The 24,231-nt window shown below is 58.9% G+C and carries 25 protein-coding genes; 9 read left to right on the top strand and 16 right to left on the bottom strand.

The annotated features are described in order from the left end of the window. The first annotated feature begins 217 nt into the window (after positions 1-217). The 3 genes from KP004_RS19500 to KP004_RS19510 all read left to right on the top strand — a co-directional run bounded on the left by KP004_RS19500 (position 218) and on the right by KP004_RS19510 (position 2,570). Positions 218-646, top strand: coding sequence for a hypothetical protein (locus tag KP004_RS19500; RefSeq protein WP_216800049.1), 429 nt, complete (start codon positions 218-220; stop codon positions 644-646). Positions 647-727: 81 nt separating this feature from the next. Further along, on the top strand, positions 728-1,150 hold the full coding sequence (locus KP004_RS19505) for a hypothetical protein (RefSeq protein ID WP_216800050.1): 423 nt from the start codon (positions 728-730) through the stop codon (positions 1,148-1,150). A 25-nt stretch (positions 1,151-1,175) separates the two neighbouring features. Next, complete coding sequence (locus KP004_RS19510) at positions 1,176-2,570, top strand: radical SAM/SPASM domain-containing protein (RefSeq protein WP_216800051.1); 1,395 nt, start codon at positions 1,176-1,178, stop codon at positions 2,568-2,570. Positions 2,571-2,583: 13 nt separating this feature from the next. Here KP004_RS19510 and trhA read toward each other — a convergent pair whose 3' ends face one another. Next, positions 2,584-3,252: a PAQR family membrane homeostasis protein TrhA gene (gene trhA, locus KP004_RS19515; RefSeq protein WP_216800052.1), complete on the bottom strand. Its 669-nt coding sequence runs from the start codon at positions 3,250-3,252 to the stop codon at positions 2,584-2,586. A 166-nt stretch (positions 3,253-3,418) separates the two neighbouring features. Here trhA and KP004_RS19520 point away from each other — a divergent pair, with 166 nt between their 5' ends. Then, complete coding sequence (locus KP004_RS19520) at positions 3,419-4,516, top strand: phosphotransacetylase family protein (RefSeq protein WP_216800053.1); 1,098 nt, start codon at positions 3,419-3,421, stop codon at positions 4,514-4,516. Between the two features lie 277 nt (positions 4,517-4,793). Here the strand turns inward: KP004_RS19520 and KP004_RS19525 are convergent, their stop codons facing one another. Continuing rightward, entirely contained in the window at positions 4,794-5,066 is a 273-nt protein-coding gene (locus KP004_RS19525; protein WP_216800054.1) for a cytochrome c7, read from the bottom strand. Positions 5,067-5,244: 178 nt separating this feature from the next. Between KP004_RS19525 and KP004_RS19530 the strand changes: the two genes are divergently transcribed. Next, positions 5,245-6,159, top strand: coding sequence for a helix-turn-helix domain-containing protein (locus KP004_RS19530; protein ID WP_216800055.1), 915 nt, complete (start codon positions 5,245-5,247; stop codon positions 6,157-6,159). A 200-nt stretch (positions 6,160-6,359) separates the two neighbouring features. Next, positions 6,360-6,869, top strand: a complete 510-nt coding sequence (locus KP004_RS19535) for a type 1 glutamine amidotransferase domain-containing protein (protein WP_216800056.1) — start codon at positions 6,360-6,362, stop codon at positions 6,867-6,869. An 85-nt stretch (positions 6,870-6,954) separates the two neighbouring features. On the opposite strand, the gene KP004_RS19540 is transcribed toward KP004_RS19535, so the two are convergent. The 14 genes from KP004_RS19540 to rpmH all read right to left on the bottom strand — a co-directional run bounded on the left by KP004_RS19540 (position 6,955) and on the right by rpmH (position 19,878). Then, the gene (locus KP004_RS19540) at positions 6,955-8,187 is read right to left on the bottom strand and encodes an LL-diaminopimelate aminotransferase (RefSeq protein WP_216800057.1); all 1,233 of its coding nucleotides are present in this window, start codon (positions 8,185-8,187) and stop codon (positions 6,955-6,957) included. 17 nt (positions 8,188-8,204) lie between these two features. After that, positions 8,205-8,603 (bottom strand): HEPN domain-containing protein, encoded by a 399-nt coding sequence (locus KP004_RS19545; RefSeq protein ID WP_216800058.1) that lies wholly within the window; start codon positions 8,601-8,603, stop codon positions 8,205-8,207. After that, complete coding sequence (locus KP004_RS19550) at positions 8,596-8,907, bottom strand: nucleotidyltransferase domain-containing protein (RefSeq protein WP_216800059.1); 312 nt, start codon at positions 8,905-8,907, stop codon at positions 8,596-8,598. The genes KP004_RS19545 and KP004_RS19550 overlap by 8 nt, the downstream gene beginning before the upstream one ends. 41 nt (positions 8,908-8,948) lie before the next feature. Continuing rightward, a complete protein-coding gene (dapB, locus tag KP004_RS19555; protein WP_216800060.1) occupies positions 8,949-9,752 on the bottom strand; it encodes a 4-hydroxy-tetrahydrodipicolinate reductase in 804 nt (267 codons plus the stop codon). 171 nt (positions 9,753-9,923) lie between these two features. Beyond that, positions 9,924-10,796 (bottom strand): 4-hydroxy-tetrahydrodipicolinate synthase, encoded by an 873-nt coding sequence (gene dapA / locus KP004_RS19560; RefSeq protein WP_199387205.1) that lies wholly within the window; start codon positions 10,794-10,796, stop codon positions 9,924-9,926. Positions 10,797-10,881: 85 nt separating this feature from the next. Then, positions 10,882-12,135, bottom strand: coding sequence for a diaminopimelate decarboxylase (lysA, locus tag KP004_RS19565; protein WP_216800061.1), 1,254 nt, complete (start codon positions 12,133-12,135; stop codon positions 10,882-10,884). A 477-nt stretch (positions 12,136-12,612) separates the two neighbouring features. Further along, a complete protein-coding gene (gene rsmG, locus KP004_RS19570; RefSeq protein ID WP_216800062.1) occupies positions 12,613-13,266 on the bottom strand; it encodes a 16S rRNA (guanine(527)-N(7))-methyltransferase RsmG in 654 nt (217 codons plus the stop codon). Next, positions 13,263-15,137, bottom strand: coding sequence for a tRNA uridine-5-carboxymethylaminomethyl(34) synthesis enzyme MnmG (mnmG, locus tag KP004_RS19575; protein ID WP_216800063.1), 1,875 nt, complete (start codon positions 15,135-15,137; stop codon positions 13,263-13,265). Before mnmG ends, rsmG begins: the two co-directional genes overlap by 4 nt. 143 nt (positions 15,138-15,280) lie before the next feature. Continuing rightward, positions 15,281-15,871, bottom strand: coding sequence for a hypothetical protein (locus KP004_RS21520; protein ID WP_367620768.1), 591 nt, complete (start codon positions 15,869-15,871; stop codon positions 15,281-15,283). Positions 15,872-16,142: 271 nt separating this feature from the next. Then, a complete protein-coding gene (gene mnmE / locus KP004_RS19580) occupies positions 16,143-17,510 on the bottom strand; it encodes a tRNA uridine-5-carboxymethylaminomethyl(34) synthesis GTPase MnmE (RefSeq protein WP_216800064.1) in 1,368 nt (455 codons plus the stop codon). 19 nt (positions 17,511-17,529) lie between these two features. Next, the gene (gene yidC / locus KP004_RS19585; protein ID WP_216800065.1) at positions 17,530-19,146 is read right to left on the bottom strand and encodes a membrane protein insertase YidC; all 1,617 of its coding nucleotides are present in this window, start codon (positions 19,144-19,146) and stop codon (positions 17,530-17,532) included. Between the two features lie 18 nt (positions 19,147-19,164). After that, positions 19,165-19,377 carry a membrane protein insertion efficiency factor YidD gene (gene yidD, locus KP004_RS19590; RefSeq protein WP_216500147.1) on the bottom strand — a complete coding sequence of 71 codons (213 nt, stop codon included), beginning with the start codon at positions 19,375-19,377 and terminating at the stop codon, positions 19,165-19,167. After that, a complete protein-coding gene (gene rnpA, locus KP004_RS19595; protein WP_199387211.1) occupies positions 19,367-19,720 on the bottom strand; it encodes a ribonuclease P protein component in 354 nt (117 codons plus the stop codon). The genes yidD and rnpA overlap by 11 nt, the downstream gene beginning before the upstream one ends. An 8-nt stretch (positions 19,721-19,728) precedes the next feature. After that, positions 19,729-19,878: a 50S ribosomal protein L34 gene (gene rpmH, locus KP004_RS19600; protein WP_183344104.1), complete on the bottom strand. Its 150-nt coding sequence runs from the start codon at positions 19,876-19,878 to the stop codon at positions 19,729-19,731. Positions 19,879-20,149: 271 nt separating this feature from the next. Between rpmH and dnaA the strand changes: the two genes are divergently transcribed. The 3 genes from dnaA (at position 20,150) to recF (ending at position 24,145) form a co-directional block, all read left to right on the top strand. Then, positions 20,150-21,529, top strand: a complete 1,380-nt coding sequence (gene dnaA / locus KP004_RS19605; protein ID WP_216800066.1) for a chromosomal replication initiator protein DnaA — start codon at positions 20,150-20,152, stop codon at positions 21,527-21,529. Positions 21,530-21,744: 215 nt separating this feature from the next. Then, positions 21,745-22,863, top strand: coding sequence for a DNA polymerase III subunit beta (gene dnaN / locus KP004_RS19610; RefSeq protein WP_216800067.1), 1,119 nt, complete (start codon positions 21,745-21,747; stop codon positions 22,861-22,863). 187 nt (positions 22,864-23,050) lie between these two features. Further along, positions 23,051-24,145: a DNA replication/repair protein RecF gene (gene recF, locus KP004_RS19615; RefSeq protein WP_216800068.1), complete on the top strand. Its 1,095-nt coding sequence runs from the start codon at positions 23,051-23,053 to the stop codon at positions 24,143-24,145. Positions 24,146-24,231: the final 86 nt, after the last annotated feature.

Consider the following 24,231-nt stretch of genomic DNA (forward strand, 5'->3'; position numbering starts at 1 on the left):
CTTTCATTCCTGCATCCCCACCGCCAAAATCCATTAGAACCCCGCCTATAACATTGACATTCTCTAATTTCTTGGTGTAATGAATTCGCTCTTGGGTCCGCGCTTATCTTGTGACGTCAGCCAAGTCCACGTATTGACACGGCCCGCCAGAAGTTCAACGCCGGAAACCGGGTTGTCAGGCTCTTCCATTAAAGGTTGAGGCGGAGGAGATTCACTCATGAAGGACCCTTTTCACGACCTGCACCATCACGAAACCGGAAGCACTTCCCACATCAGGCTCATCTCCGAGGGGGGGAACTCGCACGCCAGGAGCCCCGACCTTGTCTGCATCGACTCCATTCAAGCCACCCAGAATTGCACCACAGAGACCCAGCATACGGTCTACCCCGCCACCGTCGGGACCGGTTCCGTCCTTCCGGAAAGCCCGGTCTGCACCCTTCCGCCCGAGCATACCGAGGAGCTGGACCGCGAGATCCTCCCCGCCCTGCTGCGCCAGCGCCTGCAGTTGTTGAGTCTTCCCTTGACTCCGGCAGCAGCGGTGTCGGTGAAAGAGCGCGGCAGGCTCTGGCAGATCGCCGACGAGGGGTGCGCCTACTCGGTCAGGTTGGTCGCCGCGCGCATCGCGATATACGCGGAGTCGCGCTGACCGAATCGACAGAGTGGCTGATTACCGGTGGCGGGTCGAAGGTCCGCCGCACCGGATGCTATCCAATGAAAGGAGAGAGCGATGGCCGAAGAAAAAATGGGTGGGGAGCACGCCGACAGCAAGCACCTGAAGCTCGTCTCGGAGGGGGGAGGGGATGCATCGACCCGGCGCGCGCAATGCTGGTCGCCGGACCAGATCGTGGCGAGTTGCATCACGTCCCAGCAGATGGAGAACTTCCGGGCCTACAACAACGTCTGCATGACGCTGCCGACCAACGACATGTACGTATTCTCGCTGCCGCTGGAGCACGCCGGGGAACTGGACCAGGGGGAGATTCCGCACGCCGTGCGGCAGGAGTTCGAGACGAACGGCTCCACCCTGTCGCCGGCGGCGAGGGTCAACGTGCAGCAGTCCGGCAGAGTCTGGTTCATCATCGATCTGGACCGGAAGTACTCGATCCGGATGGTGCCGACCGGTTTGCTGGTCTACAGCGAAAGGCTATGACCAGCTGCCCAGCCGGAGACCAGTCATGAGCGACCACCACGCCTTCGAGCAGGGAGGGGAGAACTACCTCTTCTTCAGCCGCTCCGCAAAGCTCTACCAGATCAGCCCGCTGGCAGCCCTGCTGGTACGGGAGTTTTTCCCTGCCGAGGGCGGAGGAGCCCTGCCCCCACCCGGAACCATGCCGCCGCAGCCGCTTCTTCCCGAGGAAAACACGCTCTACGCCGAACTGCTCGCCCTTTTCACCCACGAGCTGTCGGTTCCGCTCCCCGCCGCTCATCAGCAGGACGATGCCGGCTCCGAGAACAGCTACCAGACCTTTTCCATCTACCTCGCCCAGACCTGTAACATGGCCTGCTGCTACTGCTGGAACCGCGGCGGCACGTTCGGCAAGCCGGGACACGTGATGGAGTGGAGCACGGCCCGCCGCGCCACACAGCTGATCCTATCCCTGGTGGAACGCTCCAGCGCGGAAAAGATCTTCATCAACTTCTACGGCGGCGAGCCGCTGCTCGACTTCCCGGTGCTGCAGCAGGTGACCAGGGAACTTATGAAACACGAGGCGCGCCTGGGGAAGAACTTCTGCCTGACCCTGGACACCAACGGCACGCTCCTGGAAGGACACGCCGCGCAGTTCCTGGCCCGCTACTTCACCCAGGTGGGGGTCAGCCTGGACGGGAGCCAGCGCATCCACGACCTGCTGCGTCCCGGGAAGTACGGCGAGGAAACCTGGCAGCGGATCGTCACCAACATCAGGTGCTTCCCCAACCCGAAGCTCCTGGGGATCAGGGCCACGCTGACCACCTTCTCGGACAGTTACCTGGAGACCTTCCGCCACCTCACCACCCTCGGGGTCGGCCGCATCCAGCTCGAGTACTGCCACGAGCCGGGCTACCACCAAAACCCCATCTACGAAAAGCTGATCGTGCCCCCGCAGCGGCAACTGGACGAACTGCGTGAGTTCGTCGACTACTACGTCGACTACATCGCATGTTACAAGAGCACCCGTGACATCCCCTTCGTCTCCAATCTTCTGGACAGCATCAACCGGATCAAGCGCGCCAACCGCTTCACCCGCCCCTGCGGCGCCGGGACCAACACGCTGGCCATCAACAGCCACGGCGTGGTTTTCCCCTGCATCGCGTTCGTGGAACGGGAGGCGTTCGCCATGGGGCAGAGCGCTGAGGAGTTGTCCCTGAACCAGTCCCTGCGAGGGTTCGAAGTGGACGGTCAGCTTCCCTGCCACGACTGCTGGCTGCGCTACGATTGCGCCGGCGGCTGCTACGCCACCCACTACGACATGACCGGCCACCCCAGGCAGCCGCACCCGGAATACTGCCGGAACATGCAGGGACGGGCGGAGGTCTACTTCTACGCCCTCACCCAGATCCTCACCAAATGCCCGTGGCACCTGGAACGGTGACCTCGGGACCCCGCTAACGCCCGCCGGGCGTCACGTACCAGAAGATGGCCAGGAAGTGGAAGGCGCTCCCCACCAGCACGAAGACGTGCCAGATGGCGTGGTTGTAAGGAAGGCGGTCCCAGAGGTAGAAGAGGACTCCGAGGGTGTAGGCCGCGCCGCCGGCAAAGAGCAGCAGCAGCCCGTTCAGGGCAAGGGACGCGGCAAGCGGCTTGATGACGACCAGCACCAGCCAGCCAAGCCCCAGGTAGAGCATCGGCCCGAGGTAGGGGAGCCGGTGGGTGGTGTACAGCTTCATGAAGGCACCTACCGTGCCCAATCCCCATACCGTGATCAACAGCCAGTACCCCCACGCCCCCCGCAACGTCACCATGGCAAAAGGGGTGTAGGTTCCGGCGATCATGAAATAGACGCAGGCGTGGTCCAGGATGCGGAACAGGTAGCGTAGCCGCGGCCTTCTCACGCTGTGGTAGATGGTGGAAACGGCGTAGAAGAGGAGCATGGCCCCGGCATACACGGAGGTAGAGACAATGCGCGCCATCTCGCCGATGCGCACCGCCAGGCTGATCAGGGCAGCTGACGCTGCCGCGCTGAGCATGAGCCCAATGCCATGGGTCCAGCGGTTGGCGAGCTCTTCCGCCTCGGAATAGTGAAACAGACGTTTACTGAGATCGTTCTCGTCCATCGCGCCCCCCGTACATTGTCACATTGGCACAGCCTAAGATAACGCGACTTTCCCCTGTCCGCAACGCCACGCCCCCCCTTTGCGCTTGACAAGCCGTCCCTTCGATACGATCATGAGCATCTCGTTTACAGTATGTTGATCATAATGGCGGTTAGCGGAGGGCACCTTGGCCAGGAAGATATTCGTTGCGGCTTCGGGTCAGAACATCGGTAAGACGACCATCAGCGTGTCACTGCTGCACCTCGCCCAGAAGAAATACGGCAGGGTGGGCTTCATGAAGCCGCTGGGGCCCAAACCCACCGTCCTGCGCGGCATCCCGGTGGACAAGGACGCCGCCCTCATGGCGCAGGTGTTCGACCTCACCAAGGACCTGCGCTACATGTCGCCGGTGGTGGTCTACCCGGAGACCTCGCGGCAGGCCATCGACGGCAAGCTCGATCTCCCCGAGTTGGCCGACCGCATCGTTACCAGCTTCGCCGAGCTCGAGAAACACTGTGACTTCATCATTATCGAGGGGTCCGGGCATCCCGGAGTCGGATCGGTGCTGCACCTCTCCAACGCACGGATCGCCAAGATGCTGGACGCGCCGGTCCTGATGCTGAGCGGCGGTGGGGTCGGCAACGTCGTCGACACGCTGGCCATGAACACGGCACTCTTCAAGCTGGAGGGGGCCGACGTGCGCGGGGTGCTGGTGAACAAGCTCTTCACCGAGAAACGGGACACCATGCTGGACTACCTTTCCCGCGCCTTCACGGGGCAGCCCTTCTCGGTGCTGGGGGGCTTCGACTACAAGCCGGTACTGGCAAACCCCTCCCTGGGCAGGGTGGCGCGCCTGCTCGACCTCCCCTTGTACGGCAACCGCCGCGAGGTGAAGCGCATCATCCACCACGTACAAATCGGCGCGGCCTCCACGCAGCGGGTGACCGAGATGCTGCGCGATTCCTCGCTGTTGCTGGTGACCAGCAGCCGCGACGAGTTGCTGGTCACCCTCGCCAACCTGTACCAGATGCCCGAGTTCCATCAGCAGATCGCCGGGCTGATCATCTCGGGCCAGGCACCGGTCAGCGGCATCACCCAGCGCATCATCGACCGCAGCAACATACCCTATTTCCGCACCAAAGAGACCACCACCGATATCTACAAGCTCATCACCGAGGACGTCTCGAAGCTGACCGCGAAGGACACCGAGAAGCTGGCCCTGATCCGGTCCCTGGCCGAGGAACGCCTCGACTTCGACGCTATCGACGAGCTGTTCGCGCAGTAGGGACTGGCTCCGTTAGGGGCCCGTCCCTTTAGCGGAACGCTCCTTTCAGCTCAGCCACCAAGGGGACAGGCACCTGGCGGAGCCAGTCCCCTCCTTGGGTCCGCTGGCAAAAGTCCCCCTTTGCGAAGGGGGATCTAGGGGGATTTGTCCCCCCCTTCGCAAAGGGAGGAGTAGCAGGTAGCGGAAAACCGTCACCAATCAGGAACTAAAAAGGCGGCCTCCGTAGGAGAGCCGCCTGCGCCGTCAATGGGGTGACGGCTTGCGCTGGTCGTTCCGGTTACTTCTTGTGGCAGTCGGCGCACTTGGTCGGGCCGGCGCCTTTGTCGCTGTGGCACCCTTTGCAGGTCTTGTGCGCCCAGTCCTTGCCGAACCCTTCGATCTTGCCCGGTGCCTTCTCATGGCACGCCTTACAGTCTTTCAGCGCGTCCTGGTGCTTCTTGTGGTTGAAGGTGATGTTGCCGTTTTTGGCAGGGAGGGTGATCACGTCGGCGGCGAAGGCCGCCCCTGCACCGAAGACGACGAGGGCCACTGCTACGACTACCTTTTTCATGGTGTGCTCCTTTTCTTTTTGAGTTTTTTGCTGCCGAACTGTGGTAAAAATAGCATCTGGTCTGCCACCCGGGTATCGACATCTATAGCGATTCCACCCGATGTCGGGTCCCGCGCAGGCCATGTCGGGTCGTCCCGCCCCGGGAAAGCCCCTTTTTATACCCGCTGAGAGAGTGGTAATGGTGGAAGCCAACGACAAAAACGAAAAGGTCCCCCTGCCGAGCGTCGCCATCGACGGCACCCGGATCAGGAACATACGGGAGACCAAGAAACTCACCCAGCTGTACGTGGCCAACGTGGTCGGGGTGACCACCGACACCATCTCGCGCTGGGAGAACAACCGCTACCCTTCCATCAAGCGGGATAACGCCCAGAAACTGGCCGACGCCCTCGAAGTACCTCTCGAGGAGGTATTGCGCCAGGACTCTTCCGACCCGGAGGAGGCCGCGCCGCAGCCGCCCCCGGCTCCAGCCAGGGGCGCCATGATTGCCGTCATCGCCGTCGTTGCCGCTGCCCTGGTCGGCATGCTCCTCTTCTTCCTGCTGCGGCAGCCTCCCGTTCCTCCCAGCGCCACCCGGTGGATGCCGCGATTTGCCGCTCCCGGCGAGGTCTTCCCGGTGCAGATCAAGGTGGCGCGCCACGTCGGCGCTCCCTTCGGCTTCATTCTCAGGGAAAAACTACCGACCGGCACCCGCCTGGTCAGCTCGCTCCCCCCCGCCTCCTCCACCGATGCCGAGGCGAAGTGGCTGGTTCCCAGCGGTGCCACCCCCTTCACCCTCTCCTTCACCCTCCAGGTCCCGGCCGGCTTCACCCCCGGCAAGGACGCGGCCCTCAAGGGCGAGATAGTCATCCATAACGCAGGCTCCTCGAATCGGACCGAAGCCGTCGGTGGCAGCGGTTCCATCCACATAGGCGCTTACCACTGGGCCGACAGCAACGGGGACGGCCGTATCGACGACGACGAGATCATGCCCGCCTATTACATCTGCGAAGAGATGAAGGGACTTGGCCTGGACTGGAAGACAATCGAGGCGATCTGGAGCGGCAAAGGCTACCGCTGGGACGCCAAACACGGCTACACCGTATTGAAGTAACCATTTCCGTTCCCCCTGCCCTGCCCCCCCCGATTCCCGCCCCTTAGAAGAGCCCCCCTCTTCGCATCATTAGTTTTATTTAGTCCACTTCATGCCTTTCGCGGGGTGCATGGTAAACTGTGTCCGTCGTACCTGGGCCGATCCAGGCATTGCGGTCCCTTTGGGAGCCTGCCTTATTAACTAAGAAGAACGGAGGAATCATGAAAGCACTGGTGTTAAGCGCGGACAATTTCGAGGATACCGAACTGCTCGTTCCACTGTACCGGCTGCGCGAGGTCGGCTACTCCGTCGTGGTCGCTTCGGCCAATACCGGGGCCATCCATGGTAAGCACGGCTACGAGGTGCCGGTAGACAAGCTCTTTTCCCAGATCAACCCCGCCGAGTACTCCGTCCTGGTGCTGCCGGGAGGAAAGGCACCTGCCGCCATCCGTAACATGCCCGAGGTGCAGGAGATCGCACGCGCCTTCATGTCGTCCGGGAAACCGGTGGCCGCCATCTGTCACGGGCCGCAGATCCTGATCTCCGCCGGGCTGCTCAAGGGGCGCAAGGCCACTTGCTACGAGTCGGTTGCACCGGAGCTGCGCGACGCTGGGGCGCAATACCAGGACATCGAGGTGCTGATCGACGGCAACCTGATCACCTCCAGGAAGCCCGACGACCTTCCCGCCTTCTGCCGAGAATTGACCCGCATGCTGAAGGCTCAAAATTAAACTGCGACACCTGTTTCACATGAAAAAAGGCGGCCCCGTAACCGGGACCGCCTTTTGTTTTTGCTGTTATTTGTAGCGTTTGCAGCTACTTAAGGTTCTTCTTGATCCTCTCTACCGCCTCGATGACGTTGTCGCGGTTGCCGAAGGCGGAGAGACGGAAATAGCCCTCGCCGGAGGGGCCGAAGCCGCTGCCCGGGGTACCCACCACGTTGCACTCGTTCAGGAGCTTATCGAAGAAGTCCCAGGAGGAGAGCCCGTTCGGGGTCTTGAGCCAGATGTAGGGGGCGTTCACGCCGCCGTACACGGTGAGGCCGGCCTCGGCAAGACCCTCGCGGATGATGCGGGCGTTCTCCATGTAGTAGTCGATGATCTCCTTGTTCTGCTTCCACCCTTCCTCGGAGTAGACCGCGGCAGCGGCCTTCTGCACCGGATAGGAGGCGCCGTTGAACTTGGTCGTGGTGCGGCGCAGCCAGAGCTTGTTAAAGGAGTACTTCTCGCCGCTCTCCGTGGTTCCGGTCACCTCTTCCGGCACGACCACCAGGCCGCAGCGCACGCCGGTGAAGCCGGCGGTCTTGGAGAAGGAGCGGAACTCGATGGCGCACTTCTTCGCCCCTTCCACCTCGTAGATGGAGTGCGGGATGCTGGGGTCGGTGATGAACGCCTCGTAGGCGGCGTCGTAGAAGATCACGGCGTCGTTGGCGAGGGCATAGTCCACCCACTTCTTCAGCTCGGCCTTGCTGGCTACGGTGCCGGTCGGGTTGTTGGGGAAGCAGAGGTAGATGATGTCCACTTTGCCGGTCGGAAGCGCCGGGATGAAGCCGTTCTCCTCGGTGCAGGGAAGATAGACGATCCCCTTGTAGTACCCCTTCTCGTCCGCCTCGCCGGTGCGGCCGATCATCACGTTGGTGTCGTTGTAGACCGGGTAGACCGGGTCGCCGATGGCCACCACGTTGTCCAGCGCGAAGATGTCCAGGATGTTGGCGCAGTCGCACTTGGAGCCGTCGGAGATGAACATCTCCTCGGTCTTCAGGTCGACGCCGAGCGGCTTATAGGACTTTTCGATGATGGCGTTGATGAGCCAGTCGTACCCCTGCTCCGGGCCGTAGCCGGCGAAGTTCTCGACGGTACCCAGGTCATCCACCGCTTCATGGAAGGCCTTGATGACGGCCGGGGCCAGAGGGCGGGTCACGTCGCCGATCCCCAGGCGGATCACCTTCGCCTCCGGGTTGGCGGCGGCGAAAGCGCGCACGCGGCGCCCGATCTCCGGGAAGAGGTAACCTGCTTTCAGTTTCAGGTAGTTATCGTTTATCTTTGCCATTGCTTCTCCTTCTTTCTCTAATTCAATTCTATCTTTTCCAGTATTCGGCTTCTTATTTCCTTAGCGATCTCGTACGCCTTAACAGCTTCGTCCAGAGATGGTTCGCTGAACCCATTGGGATACCGGACCGCAACTCCGTATTCCGTTATTTCCTCAAGACTATCCTCGTATTGTGACAGTTCGGGGATAAATTCGAGCACTTCCGTCAGTAGTCTGACCAGGTCGTGGGTTTTGCCGGCGTTTTGGCCATGAGCCACCAACACCGCTTTCAATGCTTTTTCTATCGCCTGCTGTGCGTGAAAGCATATTGTGTCTGTAGGAATTTCTTCTGCTGCAAGGTTGTTCTTGATGTTTCGCAGGTCGTTATCCGCCTTGTGCAACCACATCCCTACTATTTCATTTTGCGCCTCATCCATAGAGCAACCTGCCCTCGTGCGTAGCAGTGTACACTATGGTGCCAGGCACATCCTTATACCTTTCAAACTCCTCGGGGGTAAAAACAAAGGCATCCAGCGAAAACCTTCTACGAGGGAAGAGCCTTTTCAAGGTGACATTCCGTTTGTGCGGATCGAGGTCTGAGTTCATGACCACGACCAGGTCGATGTCGCTGTCCTCAGTCTGCCGTCCCTCGGCGTAAGAGCCGAACAGGAAAATCCTTTGCGGATGAACACCCTCCACGATGGTTTCGCAAAGCTTTTCTATGTCTATGGAAGTCAGCATTCAATTCCCCTCTGCTGCGGCCCCCTCGACAGCCTCTCCCCTTACCTGAGCCCGAGCACGTCCTGCATATCCCAGACGCCCGGCTTGGCGGTGACCACCCACTTGGCGGCGCGCACGGAGCCGCGGGAGAACATGTCGCGGGTGTGGGCGCGGTGGGTGAGCTCGATGCGCTCGCCCATGCCGATGAAGTAGACGGTGTGCTCGCCGACGATGTCGCCGCCGCGCACGGTCTGCATGCCGATCTCGTCGTGGGTACGCTCGCCGCAGATCCCCTCGCGGTGGTAGTTGGCGACCTTGTTGTAGTCGCGCCCCAGCGCGTTGGCCACCACCTCGCCCATCCTGACCGCGGTCCCGGAGGGGGAGTCCTTCTTCAGGCGATGGTGCGCCTCGACGATCTCGACGTCGAAGTCCTCGCCCAGGATTTTGGCCACGTCGGCCAGGACCTTGAAGCAGACGTTGACGCCCACCGACATGTTGGGCGCGATGATGACCGGGATTTCCCGGGCCAGTTCGGCCGCCAGCGCACGCTCTTCAGGGGTGAAGCCGGTGGAGCCTATGACGATGGACTTCTTGTAAAGAGCGCACACCTCGAGGTTCTTCAGGGAGACCTTGGGCGCGGTGAAGTCGATCAGCACGTCGCACCCCTGGACGGTTGCGTTCAAGTCGTCGCTGATAAAGACGCCGATGGCGCCCAGACCTGCGTTGTAACCGGCATCCTGCCCCACCATCGGGTGGCCGGGCCGCTCTAGGGCGCCGGAGAGCTCCACGCCCTCGGTCTCCTTGATGGCGGCGATGATGCGGCCACCCATGCGGCCGGCAGCCCCGCAAACTGCTATTTTAACCATTGGTTTCTCCATTCATGTTGCCTAAGGTCAAATATCTTCCGCTGGTAGAAGTCCCCCTATGCAAAGGGGGATTTAGGGGGATTTGCTTTTGGTTGGAAGAGGCAAATCCCCCCCGCCCCCCTTTACAAAGGGGGGAGTACAAGTAGCGGAAGGTTTGTCTGGTCAGGTTCCCTAGATCAGCTTGTATTCCTTCATGATGGCCACGAGCTTCGCCTTGTTGGCCTCCATCAGCGGAGCCAGCGGCAGGCGCACCTCGTCGCTGCACTTGCCCATGAGGGAAACGGCGGTCTTGACCGGCACCGGGTTGCTCTCGATGAACATCGCGTTGGAGATCTTCAGGAGGTACAGATGCAGCCTCCTTGCCTCCTCCATGTTCCCCGCGTTGAAGGCGTCCACCAGGGAGGCTACTTCCTTGGGCATGATGTTGGCGGTTACCGAGATGACCCCCTTGCCACCGGCTGCCATGATGGGCAGGGTGATGAAGTCGTCACCGGAGAGGACGTCGAGCTTGTCTCCGCAAAGTGCCAGCACCTCGGAAGCCTGCTGCAGCGAGCCGGTCGCCTCCTTGATGGCGACGATGTTCTGGTGCTCGGCGAGGCGCGCCACGGTCTCCGGCAGCAGGTTCACCCCGGTGCGGCCCGGTACGTTGTACAGGATCTGGGGGAGCGCCACGGCGTCGGCAACGGCCTTGTAGTGACGGTACAGACCTTCCTGGGAAGGTTTGTTGTAGTAAGGAGTTACCAGCAGTGCACCGTCCGCGCCCAGTTCCTTGGCGTGTTTGGTGATCTCGATCGCTTCGTGGGTCGAATTGGAACCGGTGCCGGCGATGACCGGAACCCTCTTGTTGACCTGCTCGACCACGATCTGAATGACCCGGTCGTGCTCCTCGTAGCTGAGAGTGGAGGACTCACCGGTGGTGCCGCAGGGCACGATGGCGTCGGTGCCGTTCTCGATCTGGAACTCGACGAGTTCCCTCAGTTTTTCTTCGTCCACCGCATGGTTGTTGAACGGGGTCACGATGGCAACGATACTTCCGTGAAACATGGTCTACCTCCTTATGGGTAACTATGAATAGTGCTGGTTTCGTTAAGTATTTTATCCTTCCCGCCGGGGGAGGGAGTATGTCCTGTTACAGAAACGCCGGGATGCTCTCGCCCCTTACCAGGTCCTCCAGCGTCTCGCGCTCGCGCACGACCTCGAATTTATCACCGTCGACCATGACCTCGGCCACCCTGGGGCGGCTGTTGTAGTTGCTGCTCATGGTGAAGCCGTAGGCCCCTGCCGACATGAACGCCATCAGGTCCCCCTGCTGGAAGTTCGGGATCTCGCGATCCTTGACCAGGAAGTCGCCGGACTCGCAGATCGGGCCGACGATATCCCCCTCGATGACGCCGCTTTGGTTCCGGATAACCGGTCGCACGCCATGGAAGGAGCCGTACAGCGCCGGCCGGGCCAGGTCGTTCATGCCCGCGTCGACGATGACGAAGTTCTTTTCCTCGCCCTTTTTAGTGTAGAGGCATCGGCCGACCAGAATGCCGGCGTTGCCTACTAGGTTCCTCCCTGGCTCGAAGAGCAGATGCAGCCCTAGGTCACGGGTCTCCTCCAGGATGGAGAAACCGTAATCCGCGGGGAGCGGCGGCGCTTCGTCGTTATACTGGATGCCGAGCCCGCCACCCAGGTCGAGGTACTTCACGTCCACACCCATCTCCCTGACGCCGATCAACAGACGCTTGAGCTTCTTGATGGTATCCACAAAGGGGGAGACCTTGGTGAGCTGGCTGCCTATGTGGCAGTCGATCCCGAGGATCTCCACGTTGCTCATTGCCTTGGCGCGCTGGTACTGCTCCAGGGCACGCTCGATATTTATGCCGAATTTCGCCTTCTTCAACCCGGTGGTGATGTAGGGATGGGTTTCCGGGTCGACATCGGGATTGACGCGGATGGCGATACCGGCCTTCTTGTTGAGACGACCGGCCACCTCGTTGATCCGGTCCAGTTCCTGCTCCGATTCCACGTTGAAGAGCAGTATGCCGGTCTGCAGGGCGTAGACGATCTCGTCGTCCCGCTTGCCGACGCCTGAATAAACCACTTTTTTAGGATCGACGCCGGCGGCGAGTGCGCGGTAGAGTTCTCCGCCCGAGACGATGTCGACGCCTCCGCCCAGATTGATGAAGGTCCTGAGGACGGCAAGGTTGGAGTTCGCCTTGACCGAGTAGCAGATGGTGTGGGGCGCGCCGGCAAAGGCGCTGTCCATGGCCTTGAAATGTCTCTCGAGGGTGGCCCGGGAGTAGATGTAGACGGGGCTGCCTACTTTAGCAACGATATCCTGTATCGCGACCTCTTCGGCGAAGAGTTCGTCACCCTTGTATTGAAAGTGATGCATCTATGTCATCCCCCTTCTTCCAGGTGAAGTTGCCGTCGTAAACAAAAAAAGTTTTTATTTCTAACATATAAACAGATAAAAAGTCAAAGTAATGCTTGGCGAATTGGTGCGCGGCCAGGTGGAGTTTGTCCGAAGGAGGGGACTGGCTCCGTCAGGTGCCTGTCCCCTTAGTGCATGGTTGGGAAGGTGGCTGAGTTGAAAGGAGCGTTCCTCTAGAGGGACCGGCACCTGGCGGAGCCAGTCCCTTCTTCCGTGCCCCTCTCTCTCCCGCTTCCATTTCATCGGACCTGTTCGGAGCTTAAAACCAGCCCGTCCCCTTTTCACCGGATTTGGACCCAATCTGCACAAAAAATAGGCTGTCATTTTGCCGTCAAAAATAGGCTTTCTCGATCCATCGCAGCCTCTGGCCTGCTTCTACCGTCCAAACAGCTTCTAGATGCTTTTTTGTTCGTTATAGACAAGGTTAACAAAAACCAATCATTTTTTAACCAGAATAACCAGCGATCTGGCGTCACCCGAGCCGGGCAAAGTGAAATCGTGTCTGCACTCGACCCTCGCGCCCAGTTTCTCGAGTTCGGCTTCGGCCGCCGTCACCTCCTCGGCGACGCTCTTCCCTTTCATGGCCACGATGCGTCCTCCATCCTTGAGGACCGGCAGCGCCATGGCAACGAAGGAAGGTATATCCGAAAAAGCGCGGGAGACGACCCAGTCGAAATGCCCCGCGTATTGCGCGGCCAGAGTCTCGGCACGGACGTGCAGCGCGTCGAATCCGACGAGGTTCAGCAGCCGCACCGCCTGTTTCTGAAAACTGATCTTCTTCACCACCGCATCTACCGACACGATCTCCAGATCCGGCTGCACCACCTTCACCGGAATGCCGGGGAAACCTCCTCCGGAGCCGATATCCAGCATACGCCCAGGCCCGTGCACCGCCTTAAGCAAGCTCAGCGAGTCGACCAGGTGCTTCACCGCGATCCCCTCGTCATCGGTTATGGCGGTGAGGTTGATCTTCCGGTTCCATTTTTTCAGCTCTTCAGCGAAGAGATCGAGGGCATTCAACTGGGCCGGAGTCAGCTCCAGGCCGAGTTCCGACGCCCCTTTTTTCAAGAGATCCTTGGCGCGCTGGTTCATCGGCCATACCTCGCTTTCAGCGCGATGGACAGGATGGTGATACCGGCGGGCGTGACCCCCGGGATGCGGGAAGCCTGCCCCAGGGTATCGGGTCGGAAGCGGGCAAGCTTCTCACGCACTTCGGCGGAAAGGCCGGAGATGGTTCCATAGTCCATGTCCTCGGGGATCCTGGTGCTTTCCAGCCTGGCGGAGCGGTCCACCTGTTCCAACTGGCGCTGGATATAGCCCTGGTACTTGATCTGGATCTCGAGCTGCTCGCGCACCTGCTCAGGCAGATCCATGATGGCCGGATAGACCCGAGACAGATCCTGGCAGGTGAATTCGGGGCGACGTAGCAACTGCTCGTAGCTGATGGCATTCTGTATTCCGACCAATCCCCATTCTTCCAGCAGTTCCTCACCGGCGGCCGAGGGAGCAAGTCTTTCCTTGGAAAGGCGCACCAGTTCCGACTCTATCAGCTCTTTTTTCGCCAGGAAGGAGCTGTACACCTCTTCCTGCACCAGCCCGATCGCGTGCCCCTTTTCCCTCAGACGCAGGTCCGCATTGTCTTCGCGCAGCAATAAACGGTACTCGGCCCGCGACGTGAACATGCGGTACGGCTCTTTGGTGCCCAAGGTCACCAGGTCGTCGATCATGACGCCGATGTAGGCTTCGCTGCGTCCAAGTACCAGTGGATCTTTGTCCTGCACTCTGAGCGCCGCGTTGATACCGGCCATGAGACCTTGCGCGGCAGCCTCCTCGTAACCGGAAGTACCGTTGATCTGGCCGGCATGGTAGAGGTTGCGCACCAGCTTGGTCTCCAGCGAGGCGTGCAACTGGATCGGGTTGACGTAGTCATACTCGATGGCGTAGGCCGGACGCATGATCTCGACCCGCTCCAATCCCTCAATGCTCCGGTAGAAGGCCCACTGGATATCGATGGGAAGCGAGGTGGACATGCCGCTGGGATAAACCTCGACCGTCTCCCGTCCTTCCGGCTCGATGAAGGTCTGGTGGCGATCCTTTTCAGGGAAGCGCACCACCTTATCCTCGATGGACGGGCAGTAGCGTGGGCCGATTCCCTCGATGATCCCGGCGTAGAGCGGCGAACGATCCAGACCGCTACGGATGATCTCGTGGGACCGCGGATTGGTATAGGCGATGTGGCAGGGCACCTGCGGCTGCTCGATGCGCTCGGTCGAAAAGGAGAACGGGATCGGGTTCTCGTCCCCGTACTGCTTCTCCAGCCTGTCAAAGTCGATGGTCCTGCCGTCCAGGCGCGCAGGGGTACCGGTTTTCAGACGGCCGACGTCGAAACCATAATCCTTGAGGCCGTCGGATAGCCCGATGGAAGGCAGATCCCCTGCCCTGCCGCCCGGGTAATTGACGAGGCCGATATGAATGAGGCCGCGCATGAAGGTGCCGGTGGTGAGCACGACAGTCTTGCCCAGGAAGCGCACGCCGCCACGGGTATCGACGCCCACGACCTCGCCATCCTCGATCACCAGTCCGGTTACTTCAACCTGCTTCAGGTCCAGATCGTCCTGCTGCTCCATCACGTGCTTCATGCGCAGGCGGTACAACTGCTTGTCCGCCTGGGCACGGGAGGCGCGCACGGCCGGTCCCTTCTTGGTATTCAGCACACGGAACTGGATGCCGGTCGCATCTATGTTGCGTCCCATCTCGCCGCCGAGGGCATCGATTTCCTTGACCAGGTGCCCCTTGGCCAAACCACCAATGGCAGGGTTGCAGGACATCAGCGCGATGGCGTCCAAGTTGATGGTGAGCATAAGGGTCGGGCGGCCCATGCGGGCAGCGGCGAGGGCCGCCTCGCATCCGGCATGACCGGCACCGACGACGATCACATCGTACTTCTTGTCATAAACTATCAAACCATACTCCGTTTACTGCGAAAGCATCTATGTGGGATGTTCCACGTGAAACAACACTAAAAAACAATTCAAATTTAAATAGTTAACCCATATCCACCCTGACAACCGCTCCAAAGAAGGTGGTTAAAGAAAGGCATCTGCCATCAAAAGCGAATTCCCTCTGCCCCACGCCTTTCGTAAAGGGGAGGACGTGGGTCCACCTTTGGCAGGCGAGTCACCGTGCACATCAGGTGAGTCACCTTACGCGTCAGGCGAGTCACCGTGCACGTCAGGCGAGTCACCGTGCACGTCAGGCGAGTCACATTGCGCATCAGGCGAGTCACCTTGCACGTCAGGCGAGTCACATTGCACGTCAGGCGAGTCACATTGCACGTCAGGCGAGTCACATTGCGCATCAGGCGAGTCACCTTGCACGTCAGGCGAGTCACATTGCGCATCAGGCGAGTCACCTTGCGCATCGTGCGAGTCACCTTGTGCGTCGGGCGAGTCACCTTGTGCGTCGGGCGAGTCACCTTGTGCGTCGGGCGAGTCACCTTGTGCGTCGGGCGAGTCACCTTGCGCGTCGTGCGAGTCACATTGCTCGTCGGGCGAGTCACCTTGCGCGTCGTGTGAGTCACCTTTCGCGTCGTGCGACTCACCTTGCGCGTCGGGCGAGTCACCTTGCGCGTCGTGCGACTCACATTGCGCGTCGTGTGAGTCACCTTGCGCGTCGGGCGAGTCACATTGCACGTCATGCGAGTCACATTGTGCACAAGGTGAGTCAACGTGCGCGGCAAGCGAGACACCCGAAACAACGAGCGAGTCACTTGGTGCGATGACGAACGGTACCTCTCCTTATAGTGGCGGCGGCTGGGCGAATAGTTATTCGCCCCTACAGTCGAATTCCTCTGCCCGCAATTTAAACTGATGAACAGGCAATGTAAGTATATGTTGCAACATCGAAAAAGGCATTTGTTTCACGTGAAACACCGCAGAGGCAATGCAAGGGCGAATAATTATTCGCCCCTACTTGCCGATACAGAAACTGGAGAAGATCCTGTCGAGGACATCGTCGGCGGTGGTCTCGCCGGTGACCTCCCCTACCGCGTCCAGCGCATCCCTCAGATCGACCGGCAGCAACTCCATGTTTACCCCTGCCTCAAGATTGGCAACGAACGACTGCAGCGAACAGCGTGCCTTGATCAGGGCGTCGCGATGGCGAGCCTTGGAAACCGCGACAAACTCCCTACCATCGATAGCGTGCCCATGCATGAAGGCGTTGGTGATGGCATTGCGAAGCTCAGGTACACCATCCCCGGTCAGCGTCGAGATGGCTACTACAGGACCGGAACACGCTTCAGGCAACACGGCGTTGACCTCCAGGTCTGCCTTGTTACGCACTACAAGATAGCTCTTGTTGCCGATGGCCTGCAAGATGGTCGCATCATCATCACCGAATTCACTGGAACCGTCGATGACAAAGAGCACCAAGTCCGCCTTCGGTATCCGGTCCAATGACAGCCTGACCCCTTCCTGCTCTACCTGATCCTCCGACTCACGTATTCCGGCGGTATCGAGAAGCTTTACCGGCAGCCCGTTGATGTTAACCACTTCCTCGATCAGGTCGCGCGTGGTGCCGGGCACGGAAGTAACGATGGCCCGCTTCTCTTTCAATAGGGTATTGAGCAGGCTCGATTTGCCCACGTTGGGCTTGCCGGCAATGACTACCGATACGCCATCACGCAGCACCCTCCCCTCGTCGAAACCCTCTATAAGGGCGTCGAGTTCCGCCAGTGCGGGAGCCACTTTGCCGAGCACGTCGGTCTCAACGGCAACATCGACGTCATCCTCCGGGAAGTCGATAAGCGCTTCCACGTAAGCAAGGGCATAGACGATGCTTTCCTTCACGGTGGAGATGCGCTTGGAGAGAAGCCCCTCGCGCTGGTGCTGGGCCAGGGCAAGCGATGCATCCGTGCGACTGGAGATGACATCCATGACGGCCTCAGCTTGCACCAGGTCTATCCTTCCGTTCAGGAAAGCGCGCTTGGTGAACTCGCCCGGCTCTGCCAACCGCGCCCCTTGTTCCAGTGCCAGCGACAAGATGCGTGACACAACCAGGGTGCCGCCGTGGCATTGGATCTCCACGACATCCTCGCGGGTGTAGGAGTTGGGCCCCTTCATATAGACCACCATGGCCTCATCGACCAAGTCGCCGTTGGCAGGACTTACCACGTCACCATAAGAAAAACGGTGGCTTTTTAGGCCACCGTTCGACTTTGCTCTGAAGATGCTGCTTGCGATGGGCAGGGAGGCAGGGCCGCTGATCCGTACGATCCCGATTCCCCCCTCACCTACCGCTGTGCTTATTGCTGCGATTGTGTCGCGAACATACATTGCTTTGATCCACTTTCGGTCAGTCGGCGACCGACTTGTTGATGTACATCTGCTGCGCGATGGTCAGCACGTTGTTGATCAGCCAGTAGATGACCAGGCCGGACGGGAAGTTCAGGAACATGAAGGTGAAGACAACCGGCAGCATCAGCATCATCTTGGCCTGTACCGGGTCCATGTTGGTCGGGGTCATCTTCTGCTGGATGAACATGGTGGCGCCCATGATGAGCGGGGTCACGTAGTACGGGTCCTTGGCAGAGAGGTCGGTGATCCAGAGGTAAAACGGCGCATGCCTGAGCTCGATGGAGTACATGAGCGCACGGTACAGACCGAAGAACACCGGGATCTGGACAATCATGGGCAGGCAGCCGCCCAGCGGGTTGACCTTGTGTGTCTTGTACAGTTCCATCACGGCGCGGTTCATGGCGTCGCGATCGTTCTTGTACTTCTCCTTCAGCTCGTTCATCTTCGGCTGCAACTTCTGCATGTCTTTCATGGACTTGTAGCTCTTGTGCGTGAGCGGGAAGAACACGAGCTTCAGGATGCAGGTGATGATGATGATGGCGATGCCGTAGTTGCCGGTGTACTTGTAGAGGAACTTCAGGAAGACCACCAGCGGTTTGGCGATGGCGGCAAACCAGCCGTAGTCGATGACCTCTTCCAGCCTGCTCCCCTGCGCCTTGAGGATGTCGAGATCCTTCGGGCCGTAGTAAAGGGCGTAGCTTACGGCTGCACTCTGGCCGGGGGCCACGGTGACGGTCGGGGAAGCGATGTCCCTCAGGTTGGCGTCGACGGAAGGGCGGGACAGACGTACCTGGGCAATGCTCCCCTTCTCGGCGATGACGCTCTCCATGAAGTACTTGTCGGCGAAGGCGGACCATACGATGTTCTTGTCGAACTGCACCGGAGTCTTGAGCAGACTGTCGAGCTTCTCGCTCTTTACGGCATTGTCGGTGAGGGTCGAGGGACCGTACACCTCGTAACGGCCGCCGCCTGCCTTCTGGTCGATAACGCGGGAGGTCTGCAGCAGGTGGACCGGTGCGGCCACCTGTGCGGAGCCGACATTCTGCACCTGCTCGGTGAGGCCGATGCGATAGGCATCGCCGGAGAAGGTGAAGGTCTTCTTGAAGACGATCCCCTGCGGCGTGGTGGTGGTGAACTCTAGGGTCCCCTTGTTGGCGCCGGTCAGTTTCAGATCGCTGCCGCTGACGTTGTAGAGTGCGGTCGGGTTGAGTCCCAGCTCGCGGGAGTCGCTGAGCAGGTTGAACCTGTTGGCAGCGGTCTCGTTGACCAGGACGATACCCTGCCCTTTCGGCCCGGCCACATCCTTGTACTTCTTCAGCACGAATTTCTTGAGGCCGGCGCCCTGAGTAGAGAAGACGGCACTGTAGAGATCGGTATCGACGGTGATGTCACGGGCAGCGCCGGCGGGTTGTGCCGGTACGGCGATGGGAGCGGCAGGAGCGCCAGCAGCAGCGATCGGTGCTGCCTGAGGTGCCGTTGCTACCGTAGCAGAGCTGACGGCGCCTTGCTTGGCACTACCTGCGGGCGGAACCTGTTTTGCGGGCGGGAAGATAAAAGAATAAGCGTACATGACCCCGATGGAGAGCAGTATCGCTACGATAGTACGTTTTTCCATTTCAATCTCCTGGAAGGACTATTTGACCGGATCGTAACCGCCCGGGTGAAACGGATGACACTTGAGTATGCGCGCAGCCGTCAGCCATAACCCCTTGACAGGGCCGTATTTTTCCAATGCTTGTAAGGAGTAGTGCGAACAGGTAGGGTAAAAACGGCAGGATGGGGCCTTGAGCGGAGAGATGAACCTCTGGTAGAGAACGATCAGGCCTTTGAGTGTGCTAGTGACCATGTTTTTTACGCAGCCGCCCGAAGGCGGCTGCGAGCTCGGTTGAGATCTGGTGAAAGTCAAGCAAGTCAGCTCCTTTCTTGGCAACGATATTGAAATCGGCCGAGATGAAAAGAGGCTTGTTCTGCCTGTAAAACTCCCGCAGCCTTCTCTTGATACTGTTTCTGACTACGGCGTTCCCTACCTTCTTGCTGACGGTAAACCCGACCCTGGTGACGCACCCGTCTTTTACCTTCCAGAGCAGCAGAAAGTGCGGCGTGTGCATCTTCGACGCGCCGTCGTTGAACTGCAGGAATTCGGGTCGCCTGCGCAGGCGTTCAGCCTTGGGAAAATCCGAGCAGGACAAAAAGGATATTACTTGGTGGCAATGCCTACGGAGAGACGCTTGCGGCCTTTAGCCCTTCTCCTCTTGATAACGAGACGGCCGTTCTTGGTGGCCATACGCACGAGGAAGCCGTGGGTCCTTTTCCTGGAAGTATTGCTGGGCTGGTAAGTTCTTTTCATCTTTATCTGCTCCTTAAGTCTTAGGGTTACAATGCTTTTAAAGGCAAGTGTCGAACTTAAACATAAACGCCAATCCTTGTCAAGACGTTTCTTTAAAGCCAAGTTTTGCCTTGCAAAAAAAGGGGATGACATGGTAGTGTGACACGCTAAAAATCTTAACATAGGCTTATTCTGTGCAAAACCCAGTAAGCCTCTGAAATTGTGCAACTTATCTATTATCAACAGTTGTTGATAAAGCTGTTTAAAAACAGTGAAAAAAAGGCCTCTCTCCATGGAAAATATTTGGCTGGAAGCCCAGGCAAATCTTAAACAAGTATTAACCGAGCAGACTTACACGACCTGGATAGAGCCGCTTAAGTTCCTTGGCGCCACCGCAGATACCGTAGTCCTCGAAGTACCGAGTTCGTTCTTTCAGAAATGGGTCACCGACAAGTACCTCTCCATGATCAAGGAAGTACTCTCCGCGATCACCTCAAAGACCTACCACATCGAGTTCCACGTCGCCGAAGCCAAACCCGAGCTCCCCGAGCCCAAAGCGGAGAAGGAGCCCAAGGCAAAAGCCAAGGATAAGGATAAAGAGAAGGAAGGAGAAAAGGACAAGGAAAAGGAGAAGGACAAAAAGCCCGAGCTCGTTCCCAACCTCAACCCCAAGTACACCTTCGAGTCTTTCGTCTCCGGGCCGAGCAACCAGTTCGCCTACGCGGCCTCTCAGGCGGTCGCCAACAAGCCGGCCTCCAACTACAACCCGCTCTTCATCTACGGGGGCGTGGGTCTTGGCAAGACGCACCTGGTGAACGCCATCGGGAACCAGATACTGGCCAAGAACCCCAAGGCGAAGATCTGCTACTACTCGTCCGAGAAGTTCATGAACGAGATGATCAACTCGCTCCGCTACAAGAAGATGGACGAGTTCCGCAACAAGTTCAGGAAGATGGACCTGCTGCTCATCGACGACATCCAGTTCATGGCCGGAAAAGAGGCGACCCAGGAGGAGTTCTTCCACACCTTCAACGCCCTCTACGAGTCCCATAAGCAGATCGTGGTCACCTCGGACAAGTTCCCCAAGGACATACCTGGTCTCGAGGAGCGTCTCAGATCGCGCTTCGAGTGGGGCCTGATCGCCGACATCCAGCCGCCGGGGGTGGAAACCAAGGTCGCCATCCTCAAGAAGAAGTCCGACATGCACGCGGTGAACCTCCCCGACGACGTGGCGCTGTTCCTCGCCGAGGGCGCCACCAGCAACATCCGTGAACTGGAAGGGATGCTGATCCGCCTGGAGGCCTTCGCGAGCCTGACGGGTAAAGAGATCACCCTGTCCATGGCGCGCGAGGTGATGAAGGACATCATCGTCGAGAAGACCCGCGACATCAGCGTGGAGATGATCCAGAAGATGGTCGCCGATCACTTCCGCATCAAGCTCTCCGAGCTCAAGTCGGACAAGCGCATCAAGACCCTGGTGGTGCCGCGCCAGATCGCCATATATATATGCCGGGAGCTGACCAAGGCGTCCTATCCGGAAATCGGCGAGAAATTCGGCGGCAAGGACCACTCGACCATCATCCACTCGGTGAAGAAGATAGAGAAGCAGTTGGCGGCCGACGCGGACCTGAAGGCGACTGTGGAAGATATCAAGAAAAGGCTGTTCACATAGTGGGGATAACTGTGGAGAACCGGCCTGTCTGAAGCCCTGTCAAAAAAAGCTGTGCAGAAATGAAGAGAAGTGGACGGATTTTCCCTTCAGGTTTCCATAGCCAAAAACGAAGCGATTTCAAAGGGTAAGCTGGGTTGTCCACAGTATCAACAGGACACTATCTACTACTACAATCTTTTATATAAAACATAATAAAACCAGAACCGGAGAGAGACATGGAATTCAGAATCAGCAAAGAGATTTTTATGAAAGCCCTCCAGAGAATCCAGGGTATCGTAGAAAAGCGTAACACCATGCCCATTCTCTCCAACGCACTACTCGAGGTTCAGAACGACCAGCTCTTCATCACCGCGACCGATCTCGAGGTCGGCATGAAGAGCTCGTATCCGACCACGGTAATCCGCGAGGGGAAGATCACCGTCTCGGCCAAGAAACTCTACGAGATCGTCAAGGAGATGCCGGACGAGGAGATCCTGTTCACCACCAAGGACAACGACTGGGTAGAGATCACCTGCGGCAAGGCCCGCTTCAACATCGTCGGCCTCTCGTCTGAGGAATTCCCCTACTTCCCCAAGGTGAAAGAGGAAAGCTTTCTGGTCTTCAAGAATGAGATCCTGGCTGACATGATCGAGAAGACCTCCTATGCCATCTGTTACGACGAGACCAAGTACAACCTGAACGGTATCTTCATCAAGGCGTTCGACGAGAACGGCACCAACGTCCTCAAGATGGTTGCTACCGACGGTCACCGCCTCTCCGTCGCCCAAAAGGAAATCAACGGCAACATCACCGCCGAGCTCTCCAAGGGGGTCATCTTCCCGAGGAAGGGTATCTTCGAATTGAAGAAGATGGTGGAAGAAGAAGACGGTGAGATCATGCTGGGCTTCATGGACAACAGCGCCGTCATCAAGAAGGGGAACACCGTGGTCGTGATGCGTCTCATCGACGGCGAGTTCCCGGACTACACCAAGGTTATCCCGGTCGCCAACGACCGCATCGTACAGATCAACCGCGACAAGTTCCTGCACTCCCTGAAAAGGATGTCGATCCTCTCCTCCGAGAAGTTCAAAGGGGTGAAGATCGACGTCAATCCGGAACTGGTGATCATTTCCTCCAGCAACCCGGAACTGGGCGAGGCACGCGAGGAGATCGAGATTGATTACGACGGCAACAGCATCTCGGCCCGCTTCAACGCCAAGTACCTGATCGACGTGCTCTCGGTCATGGAACAGCGTGAGGTGGAGCTGAAACTGAAGGACGAGCTCTCCCCGGTGATCATGAAAGCGGCCGACGGCGAAGAGTTCCTGGCGGTCATCATGCCGATGAGGCTCTAGAAGCAAGGTTGAGGTCAAGTTTTGGTTTGGGAGAGGCAAATCCCCCCTGCCCCCCCTTCGCAAAGGGGGGAACTTGAGCGGGGAGAAATACTTCGTGACCAGCTGCGGCAAAGCTTCCCCGAGAGTCGCTGGAGCACCATCGCAAAGTGGGAGCGGCACCATAACCTAAACCTCGGCCTGTTTTTGAATGAAACTTATAAAACTCAAACTTGCTTCATTCCGTAACCTGCAGAACATCGAGCTTGTTCCGGGCAAGAAGTTCAACGTTTTTTACGGCAACAACGGCCAGGGCAAGACCAACCTGCTGGAATCGATCTACCTCCTCGCCACGATGAAGTCATTCAAACAGGCGAAAAACGTCGAGCTGATCGCGTTCGGCTCGGAGTTCGCCCTGGTTAAGGGGATAGTGGAGAGGGACCGGGTCAGCAGGGAAATAGCGGTCCTTCTGGAGAAGCAGGGCAAGAAGGCGAAGATAGACGCGAAGCTGGCCACCCGGCTGGACGACTTCTTCGGCAGTTTGAATGTGGTGCTCTTCACGCCGGAAGAGATCACCATGGTGCGCGGGGGACCGGACCTGCGACGCAGGTACCTGGACCGGGCGGTCTTCACCTGTGATCTGAGTTACCTGGCCGCCTTCCACGACTACTCGAAGATCCTCAAGAACCGCAACGCCCTGTTGAAGGTCGGCGACGGCAGCGGGATGGAGGTCTGGACCGAGCAGTTGATCCAGGCGGCACAGCTGGTGATCGAGAGAAGAAAGGCTTACTTGGGCGAGATCGGGAAACTGCTGCAGGGGTTCTACAGCGAGATTTCCGGCAACGACGAGACGGTGCAGATCGAATACCGGCTGCACGGGGTGGACGAGAAGGCCTTCGCCGAGAATCCTTCCGGCGCACTGGCTGACGCCATCAAGGCGCATGCGGCGGAAGAGAAGAGGCGCCAGACCACGGCCATCGGGCCGCACCGGGACGACCTCTACTTCGGGTTGAACGGCCGCTCGGCCCGGCACTTCGCCTCGCAGGGGCAGCAGAGGTCCTTCGTGCTGGCGCTCAAGATGGCGGAGATCGAGTACATCACCAGGTGCTTCGAGGCGCCGCCGGTACTCCTGCTGGATGACATGACCAGCGAGCTGGACCGGGAGCGCAACAAGAACCTGATGGATTTCTTGAAGAAAAGAGAGATGCAGGTTTTCATCACCACCACGTCGCTCTCCAACGTGGCGATCGAGGAGATGGACGACAACAGGACCTTCCGCATCAAAGAAGGTCGCATTCTCGAGTAACGATGCGCAAGTTGTTCTCGTTCCCAAGGTCCACCTTGGGAACGCAAAGCTGGAGCTTTGCGCCATATGAGGGTTCCCAAGCTGGA

This window comes from Geomonas oryzisoli (assembly GCF_018986915.1).
In the GTDB taxonomy this organism is placed as follows: Bacteria; Desulfobacterota; Desulfuromonadia; order Geobacterales; family Geobacteraceae; genus Geomonas; species Geomonas oryzisoli.